Here is an 8,067-nt window from a genome sequence, read left to right as displayed (position 1 = left end):
TGTTAGGGTCGGTGCGAACGTGAACGCGTCTAGGGTTCCGCGAGCAGGCCGTCAGAAGTTACCCACAATCAGGTCTGTGAGGGCTGGTCCGAGCGACGCCACGATGGACTCACCGGAGTTCTGTCGTCATATGAAGGGACAAAAGCCTGGAGTACTCCTATTCACCTGCCCGCACGACGGGCCGCTGACAGAGAGTGCTGATCGATGGCTTTTGATGTTCTGTTCGCCTCCTCGCAAACCTTTGTGGCGCTGAGTGATTCGCATCGGGTTCCACCCACGGTGCTGATCGTGACCTTGGTGGCGGCGTGTGCGCACGCGGTCTGGAATGCGATCGCGCACTGGGTACCGGACAAGCTGGTGTCGATCACGCTCGTGAATGCGGGCGGCACCCTGTGCGCAATTCCCCTGGTGCTCATGGCCGCTCCGCCGGATCCGCGTTGCTGGGTATTCCTGGGCGCTTCGATCGCACTGCATATCGTCTACAACACGCTGCTGATGGTGTCGTATCGCCTGGGCGATCTGAGTCAGACCTATCCGCTCGCGCGTGGCACCTCGCCGCTGGTGGTCACCTTGATCGCGGCCGTGGTCTTCAGTGAGACCCCGCGCAACGGCCAGCTCGCCGGCATCCTGCTCATCTCGATCGGATTGGCCTGCTTGGTGTTCTGGGGCCATCGCACCAATCCCAGCCGCCCGTCGGCCATTGCCGCAGCCATTGTGACCGGCACGATGATCGCCGCGTACACGACGGTGGACGGCATCGGTGTTCGCGAATCCTCCAGCACCCTGGGCTATATCGGCTGGCTCATGCTGCTGGAGGGTTTGGCCGTCCCGTTCTATGCTCTGGCCACTCGCCGCGGCCGCCTCTGGTCGGATATCCGCCCCGTCTGGAAAATCGGCCTGACGGGTGGCGCCCTGAGCTTTCTCGCCTACGGGCTGATCCTGTGGGCGCAGACCCGCGGCGCGCTGGCAGATATTGCGGCACTGCGGGAATCGAGCATTATCGTCGGCGCGCTGATCGGAACCCTGATCTTCGGCGAACGTTTCGGCGCGGCCCGCATCGTGGCCACTCTCGCGGTAGTGGCGGGCATAGGAACGCTGTATTTGGTGTGATCGCGGTCAGCTGGTGCGCGCCGCGGCCAGGACTTGGTCGAGGCGGGCGGACATGGCTCGGCCTGCGGAGCGGAGGGGGTCGGTGGAGCGGAGGGTGCGGCTCAGGACGAACGCGCCCTCCAGGGCGGAGAGGATTGCCAGGATCAGATCGCGCGCATCGGTATCTGAAAGTCCTCGGCGCACAAGGTAATCGGAGCCCTGGTCAATCCAGGAGGTGATGACCTCGGCGGTGACGGCACGCAATTCCGGCTCGCTGTCGGCGATTTCGCCGGCGACGGTGCCGACGGGGCACATATTGATCCAGCCCGATTGCTCGATGGTTTCGGCGGCGGCCTCGAAGGCGGCGGGGACGGCCTCGCGAAGGTCGTCGTACGGGTCCATGAGCAGTGGCAGCAGTTGGATATAGGCCGCGCCCGAGGTGCGCAGCGCCTCGGCGGCGATCTGCGGTTTTCCCTGCGGGAAGTGGTGGTAGAGCGATCCCATCGGGGCATCCGCGACGACGGTGATCTGTTTGACGGTGATGGCGCTGTACCCGTGTCCGCGCATAAGCTCCGCGACTGCCGCCACCAGGCGCTGGCGGGTGGTGGTTGACATCTTCTCGGCCATGGTTCCAGACTAGAGCAAACGCACTAGAGCAAACGCTCGAATGGAGTGGGAATATGGCTACAGTCGATCTCCCCGCAGGCCGGATGCACTATGTGGAGCGTGGCGAGGGCCCGCCGGTGGTGCTGCTGCACGGACTGCTGATGAATCACACGCTGTGGGATCAGGTGCTCGAACTGCTGCCGGAGGGATTCCGGTATGTGCTGCCGGACCTGCCGTTCGGTGCACATCCGATTCCGCTGAACGAGGGCGCGGATCTGAGCATGCGCGGCATGAATCAGCTCATCGCCGACTTCCTCACTGCCCTGGATCTCCACGATGTGACGCTGGTGCACTCGGATTGGGGCGGTGGACTGTTCCTCACCGCCTACGGCCTCGACGAGCGGGTCGGCAGGTTGATCGCTCTGCCCTGCGAGGCGTTCGGCAATTTCCCGCCGGGCCTGCCAGGCAAGACTGCCATGGTCGCCGCCTACCTGCCGGGCGGAGTTCTCTTGGCGCTCAAGCAGTTCCGCGTATCCTGGCTGCGCAGTTCGCCACTGATGTTCGGCTGGATGGCACGCCGCCCGCTCCCGGACGAACTGGTGCGCGGCTGGACCGAATCGGGCCTGCGCGACAAGCGCATTCGCCGAGATCTACTGGCATACGCCAGATCACACGTCACCAAGCCCGAGCTCATCGCGAATACCGAAGCGCTGCGCAACTTCTCGGGCGAGGCGCTTATCCTGTGGTCCTCGGCGGGCAAGGTCATGCCCCGCGACCACGGCCGCCGCCTGGCCGAACTCATTCCGAACGGCCGGCTGGCAGAGATCGACGACGCCTACGTCCTGTCGATGCTCGACCAGCCGGAGGCGGTGGCGGCAGCCATGTCGGCCTTCCTCACCGGAAAGCCGATCGAGACACTCTCAGGGCTTGATGAACTGAGCCAGTAGCTCGGTCTGCTCGAACATGGCGGCCGTTTCGCGGGCCGAGGGGTTTCCGGCGTCCGGATCCGCACCGGCCGCCACGAGGGCACGCAGAATCGCCGGCTCGCCCTTGAACACCGCACCGGACAACGGCGTCTGACCGGCGCCATTGGTGATATTGGGATCCGCACCGTGCGCCAGCAGCGTGACTACGGCCGCCTCGTGCCCGTAGTACGCGGCGAGCATGAGCAGATTGTCGCCACGAGCATTGGTCAGGTTCACCGGAACCCCGGCGTCGATATAGGCGCCCAGCTTTTCGGCATCACCCTGTCGTGCGAGTTCGAAGATCTGCCCGGCCAATTCGAGGACCTTGTCCGCGTCGTCAGTACTCACGGCTCCACTACTACCAGGTTCCGGCGAACTCAGTAGAGCAGCGGCCCCAATTCCTTGGCACAGCTGCGCGCCTGATCGTCATGACCGAGCAGCGCCGCGACTCGGCTGCTCGGCCCGGAAATACACAGCGCACCCTCGACGGTGCCCGTTTCGTTGTAGATGGGGTAGGCGAGGCAGGCAAGTCCCGCGACGAGTTCATTGACGGCCTGGGCATATCCGGTCTCCCGGACCATGCGGATCTCTTCGGCCAGCACACCGTGGTCGACATGCGTATGACTGGTGACGCGCACCGGATCGGGAACCATGGCGCGCCACTGGGTTCGACTGGCGAGCAGCAGCTTCCCGGCAGCCGAGGCGTGCAGATATCGGACGAGTTCGCGTTCGCCCAGCACGGGATGGTCGGGATCTTCGCTGATCACTTGAACGGTATCGGGCCGAAAGTTCATCAGATGCACAGCGAACCGGGTCGATTCACGAAACTCGGTCAGGCATTGCCGTGCCGCACCGGTGACGACCGAGGTCTTCATGGCCTCGGCCAGGCCGCGCAGCCGCACGCCGAGCCCGAAGCCGCGCAGATCCGCGGTGCGCACCAGAAATTCGTCGGCGACCAGCGCATTGATCAGCCGGTACGCGGTCGCCGGGGCCATGCCGAGCCGGTCCGCGATCTCCTTGGCGGTGACCCCCACCCCGCAGTCGGCGACAACCTCGATAATGGCCAGTGAGCTGGTGACGGTATTCGCGCGTCGTGAGTCCTTCATGCGCCGCTACCTGAAGGTCTCGGTCTGCAGCAGATCGGCGCGCTGCGGTTCGTCGAAGATACCGACCCCGCGCAGCCGTTCCGGCGCGAAGATCCGCAGGCCGAGGGTGAACAGCAGGGATGCGACCATGACGGCCGCATAGACGAGCAGCAATTCGGTGTTGTTGCTCTGATTCGAGAAGCACGCCGCGACCACCAGCAGCGCGAGCAGAACGGCGGTGACCGTTCCGAGCACCGTGATCACCCGGCTCGATTCCCGAATCCGGTGCAGCAGTGCCGGACTGGCGAGACAGGCGGGCAGATAGCTGCCCAGATAGCCGAGGGCGCTCAAGGTGAGGAACGATCGAATGCCGTCCTGCGGCGCCATTCCCGCCAGCAGCGCCACCACCGCACACGAGGTCACAGCGAGCATGCTGAGCACGATCGCGTGCGCCGGCGTGTGGAAACGCGGGTGCGCACGGCCGACCACAGCGGGCGCGATCCCTTCGCGTCCCATGGTGAACAGCACCCGCACCAGGGCATTCATCGAGGCGAGCGTGCAGGCGAAGAACGAGGCGGCAATGCCGAGGTCGACAACCCCCGCCAAAAACGCCGAATTGTCGCGCAGCAGCAGGTCGGTCACGGGAGTCATGCTCTCCGAGACCGTCACCGACCCGTCGGACAGTGCGATCGACTGGCCGCACACCGCCACCAGATAGATCACGCCCGCGGCGACCGGCGTCCAGACCAGCGTTCTGGGCACCGAACGGAACGGCCGATAGGACTCTGAGGAAAGCGTTGTGGCGCTTTCGAATCCGACGAAGGCGCTGATCGCCAGCACCGCGCTGATGGCCAGACTGCCGGGATCGACAGGTGCGACGAAATCATGCGGAATCCGCGGCGTCTGACCATCCCGTGTCATCAGATAGACCATCAGGGCCAGAATCCCCGCCACCGAAACACATTCGATGAGCAGGGTGGTCCCGGCGGAGACCCGGATGCCGCGCGCCATCAGGAGCAGGGCGGCCGCCGCCGCGACCACCACTATGAGCACAATGGCGAAAGTGCTGCCGGAGCCTGCCATACCCGCCGCACCGGCAACCTGATCGAGGTAGGTACCGACCGCGAACAGGCTCGATACGCTCACGGCGCCGTAGCCGATGATCGCGGACCAGCCCACCGGAATCGCGACGCTCGGCCCGAGACCCTTCGCGACATAGGTATACAGACCGCCGGTCACCGCCAGCCGTTGCGCCATCGGCCGGATAACCAGTGCGACGCAGATCGCCAGCACCGCAGCGGCCAGGAATACGAGCACACTCGCACCCCCGCCCACCGCGCTGATCACGAATGGTGGTGTGACAGCGGCAGTTCCGGAGGGCGCGATGGCCGCGACCGATTGTGCGAACACCGGCAGAAACGGAAGTTTCCGGCGCACGAGTCCGCGTATGGATGAACGCCGCACCACCAGCGGCGGGCTCGGCGTGCGCAAATGCATCACTGAACCCTTTCTCCGATGACGCCGTGGGAGGCATAGCGTGCTCGATTCTTATGTCGGTCAGGTTAATTTCGGTAACAGCCACTTATCGCGTGGCGAGAATATTCCCCTGCCATTTCTCTCACTTCCGGTCACTGCTCCACGAATCACCCGTTAACAGGCCACAACTAACGTTTTGCCACATCGGAAGGCACGCGGCACTCGAATTGTGGCGCTCGCCATAAGAATGAACGGACGAATTCGTGACACAGCAGACAGAGGCCGCGCCAGTTGCGACGGCCGCACCCGAATCAGCCATCGGCACACCGCCTGTCCATCGGCTGAAAGCCAATGCCATCGGCCTGCTGGGCGTGGTCTTCATGGCCATTGCGACGGCCGCGCCGATCACCGCCATGACCGGCAATGTCCCGTTCATGATCTCCTCGGGCACCGGAACCGGCACTCCCGCAGCGTTTCTCATCGCCATGGTGGTGCTGGCCGTCTTCTCGGTCGGCTTCACCACCATGTCCAAGCACATCACCGCCACCGGTGCGTTCTACGGCTTCATCTCCTACGGCCTGGGCCGCCGCGCCGGACTGGCCGCCGGAGCGCTGGCCGCCTTCGCCTATATGGTGTTCGAACCTTCACTGGTCGGGATCTTCGCCAGCTTCGGAACCAATACTGTGACAGCACAATTCGGCGTACACGTGCCGTGGTGGGTGTTCGCGATCATCATGCTGGGGATCAATTCCATCGGCACCTGGTTCGGTGTCGCGGTGGCCGAGAAGCTGCTGGTGGTACTGCTCGCCACCGAGCTGACCGTGCTCGCGGTCATGGCCGTGGCCGTCGCGGTGCACGGCGGCGGACCGCACGGGTTCTCCTTCGCGCCGCTCAATCCGGTCAATGCCTTCGCCGGACCCTCGGCGGGGCTGGGACTGTTCTTCGCCTTCTGGTCATGGGTCGGCTTCGAATCGACCGCCATGTACGGCGAGGAATCCAAGAACCCGAAGAAGATCATCCCCAAGGCCACCATGATCGCCGTCCTCGGCGTCGGCGTCTTCTACGTCCTCGTCTCCTGGATGGCCATGTCCGGCAACGGCATCGGCGAATCGGCGACGCTGGCGGGCTCGGACAATCCGATGGATGTGTTCTTCCACCCCACCGAAACCTATGTCGGCCACTGGGCCGTGATCGCGATGCAGTGGCTGATGATGTCCGGCTCGCTGGCGTGCGGCATGGCCTTCCACAACTGCGCCGCCCGCTACCTGTACGCACTCGGCCGCGAAGGCGCGATCCCCGGACTGCAGCGCACGATCGGTCGCACCCACCCCCGGCACGGCTCCCCGCACATCGCGGGCCTGGTGCAGACGGTGTTCGCGGCGCTGCTGGTGCTCGCCTTCGGTCTCGCGGGCAAGGACCCCTACTCGGGCACCTACACGCTGCTGGCGATCCTGGGCACCATGGCGATCCTGGTGGTGCAGTCCACCTGTTCGTTCGCGGTGCTGGTGTACTTCCGCAACCATCACCCCGAGACGCGGCACTGGTTCCGCACCCTGGTGGCACCGCTGCTCGGCGGCGTGGCCATGCTCGCGGTGGTCGGCCTGCTGATCGTCAACATGAGCGCGGCGGCCGGCAGCGAATCCGGGTCACTGGTACTGCGCGCGACACCGTGGCTGGTGGGCCTGGTCGCGGTGAGCGGCATCGGCATCGCGCAGTACCTGAAGCGGCGTGATCCCGCCCGCTACGCCCTGCTGGGGCGCACGGTGCTGGAGGAGACGCACGAAAGGTGAGTCCGCATCGAGGCGGGCACTCGATCGATGAGTGTCCGCCCGTCAGGGCTTCAGGAACTTCTCCAGGAATTCGGTGCGGTCGAACATGGCGGCGGTGTCGCGGGCCGAGGGATTACCGGCGTCCGGATCGGCTCCGGCGCCGATCAACGCCTTCAGGATCTCCGTCTCGCCCTTGAAAATCGCTCCGGCCAAGGGGGTTTGGCCCGCGTCATTGGTGACGTTGGGGTCCGCACCGTGCGCGAGCAGCGCGGTGACGGCGGCCTCGTTGCCGTAGTAGGCGGCCAGCATGAGGATGCTGTCGCCATTCTCATTGGTGAGGTTCGGCGGCACTCCAGCGTCCAGGTAGGCGCCCAGCTTCTCGGCATCCCCCTGCCGTGCGAGGTCGAAAATCTGACCGGCCAGTTCGATGACCTTGTCCGCGTCGGGATCGTTCGCGCTCATTCGTTCAGTACTACCACCAATGCCCTGTCGTTTCGAACGGTGATTCGCATCGCCGGATCGGCACGGCGCCCGGACGGCGACGTACCCTCACCCCCGCGGATGGATGCTGGGATGGGAGGTGAGTCGATTGCGCATGTGGGCCGTACTCGCCGGGCTCGGCGCACTCGCCGTGCTGACCGGGTGGCTGCCCGCCGACACCGCCGTGGATATCGGCGTCACGCGGGCCGCTCCGATCCTCGGATTTCTGGTCGCGGTCACCGTCTTGGCCGAGCTGGCCGATATCGCCGGGGTCTTCGATGTGGCGGCGGTCTGGTGCGCCCGCATGGCCCGCGGCTCCACTCCCCTGCTGTTCGCGCTCACCGCGGTCCTGGCCACCGTCACCACCATCGGCATGAGCCTGGACACCACCGCCGTACTGCTCACGCCGGTGGTGCTCACGCTGGCACTGCGGCTCGGACTGGCGCCGGCGCCGTTCGCATTCCTGGTAGTGTGGCTGGCCAATACCGCCAGCCTGCTGCTGCCGGTCTCCAATCTCACCAATCTGCTTGCGCTGCAACACAGCCGGACGACAACACGGGATTTCGCGGCGCACATGGCATTGCCGCAGTTGGTGGC

Annotated in this window: 9 protein-coding genes; 4 read left to right on the top strand and 5 right to left on the bottom strand. The window is 65.2% G+C overall.

Going from position 1 to position 8,067, the window contains the following annotated elements:
- Positions 1-204 precede the first annotated feature (204 nt).
- Positions 205-1,110 carry a DMT family transporter gene (locus tag JWN03_RS02615; RefSeq protein WP_297609113.1) on the top strand — a complete coding sequence of 302 codons (906 nt, stop codon included), beginning with the start codon at positions 205-207 and terminating at the stop codon, positions 1,108-1,110.
- A 6-nt stretch (positions 1,111-1,116) separates the two neighbouring features.
- On the opposite strand, the gene JWN03_RS02610 is transcribed toward JWN03_RS02615, so the two are convergent.
- On the bottom strand, positions 1,117-1,716 hold the full coding sequence (locus tag JWN03_RS02610) for a TetR/AcrR family transcriptional regulator (RefSeq protein WP_297609110.1): 600 nt from the start codon (positions 1,714-1,716) through the stop codon (positions 1,117-1,119).
- Positions 1,717-1,769: 53 nt separating this feature from the next.
- Between JWN03_RS02610 and JWN03_RS02605 the strand changes: the two genes are divergently transcribed.
- Positions 1,770-2,642, top strand: a complete 873-nt coding sequence (locus tag JWN03_RS02605; protein ID WP_297609107.1) for an alpha/beta fold hydrolase — start codon at positions 1,770-1,772, stop codon at positions 2,640-2,642.
- On the opposite strand, the gene JWN03_RS02600 is transcribed toward JWN03_RS02605, so the two are convergent.
- Genes JWN03_RS02600 through JWN03_RS02590 form a run of 3 tightly spaced genes read right to left on the bottom strand, consistent with a single transcriptional unit; the run spans position 2,616 to position 5,242 of the window.
- Positions 2,616-3,008 carry an ankyrin repeat domain-containing protein gene (locus JWN03_RS02600; protein WP_297609104.1) on the bottom strand — a complete coding sequence of 131 codons (393 nt, stop codon included), beginning with the start codon at positions 3,006-3,008 and terminating at the stop codon, positions 2,616-2,618. The genes JWN03_RS02605 and JWN03_RS02600 overlap by 27 nt on opposite strands.
- A gap of 29 nt (positions 3,009-3,037) precedes the next feature.
- Complete coding sequence (locus tag JWN03_RS02595) at positions 3,038-3,766, bottom strand: IclR family transcriptional regulator (RefSeq protein WP_297609101.1); 729 nt, start codon at positions 3,764-3,766, stop codon at positions 3,038-3,040.
- Between the two features lie 6 nt (positions 3,767-3,772).
- Positions 3,773-5,242, bottom strand: a complete 1,470-nt coding sequence (locus JWN03_RS02590; protein WP_297609099.1) for an APC family permease — start codon at positions 5,240-5,242, stop codon at positions 3,773-3,775.
- Positions 5,243-5,484: 242 nt separating this feature from the next.
- On the opposite strand from JWN03_RS02590, the gene JWN03_RS02585 reads away from it, so the two are divergent.
- A complete protein-coding gene (locus JWN03_RS02585) occupies positions 5,485-7,011 on the top strand; it encodes an APC family permease (protein WP_441342925.1) in 1,527 nt (508 codons plus the stop codon).
- 42 nt (positions 7,012-7,053) lie between these two features.
- On the opposite strand, the gene JWN03_RS02580 is transcribed toward JWN03_RS02585, so the two are convergent.
- A complete protein-coding gene (locus tag JWN03_RS02580) occupies positions 7,054-7,452 on the bottom strand; it encodes an ankyrin repeat domain-containing protein (RefSeq protein WP_297609096.1) in 399 nt (132 codons plus the stop codon).
- A 118-nt stretch (positions 7,453-7,570) separates the two neighbouring features.
- Here JWN03_RS02580 and JWN03_RS02575 point away from each other — a divergent pair.
- Positions 7,571-8,067, top strand: a 497-nt coding sequence (locus JWN03_RS02575) for an SLC13 family permease (RefSeq protein WP_297609094.1), incomplete at its 3' end; no start/stop codon positions are given.

The sequence above is a fragment of the Nocardia sp. genome, from assembly GCF_025465275.1.
In the GTDB taxonomy this organism is placed as follows: domain Bacteria; phylum Actinomycetota; class Actinomycetes; order Mycobacteriales; family Mycobacteriaceae; genus Nocardia.
This window is presented reverse-complemented; position numbering and strand designations above follow the sequence as displayed.